The 1,003-nt window shown below is 55.2% G+C and carries 1 protein-coding gene; it reads left to right on the top strand.

The window, feature by feature from the left end; genetic code table 11:
• A partial coding sequence (locus Q0628_RS08760; protein WP_298770179.1) for a DEAD/DEAH box helicase family protein occupies window positions 1–1,003 on the top strand: 1,003 nt, incomplete at both ends.

Raw genomic sequence — 1,003 nt, 5'->3', positions numbered from 1 at the left:
CCCGAAGAGGTTCATCAGAAGCTCAAATCCGAATTGTTAACGGATTTTTGCGAAGTGTACATTCCCATGGCGCCCGATGTATACACCTACGGAGTGCCCGCCGGAGTAAGCCTTTGCCGCGGAGACGTTGTATGGGTTCAGTTTGCCACCCGTAAAAAGCCGGCCCTCGCCGTGGTCGCACGCGTCCACCAGGACCGCCCCAAGTTTGATGTGCGCCCCGCTTCCCCGCACCAGTCGGGCTACCGCTTTAGCGAACGTTATATGGAAACGCTCGAATGGACGGCGCGGTATTACATTAGCACACCCATGAAGGCGCTGTTCGTTTTTTGGCCTGCAGATTTCGAGAAGTACCTGAACGCACTCGCCGCAGACAGTAGACAGTCGGAAGTAGACAGTAGACAGTCTACCCCAGTAGCTCCGGCGTTGACATTAGAACAAACTAACGCATTCAACACGCTTTGCAAAGAACTGGACAAAGACGGATTCCGCGGCGTATTGCTTCACGGCGTTACAGGTTCGGGAAAGACCCGCGTTTACCAGGAACTCGCCCGCGAAGCCTTGATGCGCCACAAGAAAGTTTTAATCCTCGTGCCCGAAATTGGGCTCACGCCGCAAACTCGCAAGCGCTTCGAAGATTTTCTGCAAGTCCCGATTGTGGTTTTGCATTCCGCACTTTCGGCGCCCAAGAAACGCGAAGGCTACGTCTCAATTTTGAAGGGCGACGCGCAAGTGGTTCTCGGCACCCGCAGCGCAATTCTTGCGCCGTTTGATTTTGACCTCGTGATTCTCGACGAAGAACACGATTCCTCTTTCAAGCAGCAGGACCCGGCGCCGCGTTACCATACCCGCGAAATGGCATTCCACTTGGCGTACAAGTACGGAGCCCTCGTGGTGCTAGGTAGTGCCACGCCGAGCCTTGAAACATTCAACAACGCGAAAGCGAACAACTTAAAGACGGTTACGCTCAAGGAACGCGCCACGCAGGCGCCGCTCCCGAAGGTGC

Source organism: uncultured Fibrobacter sp. (genome assembly GCF_937877005.1).
Classification (GTDB): Bacteria; Fibrobacterota; Fibrobacteria; order Fibrobacterales; family Fibrobacteraceae; genus Fibrobacter.
This window is presented reverse-complemented; position numbering and strand designations above follow the sequence as displayed.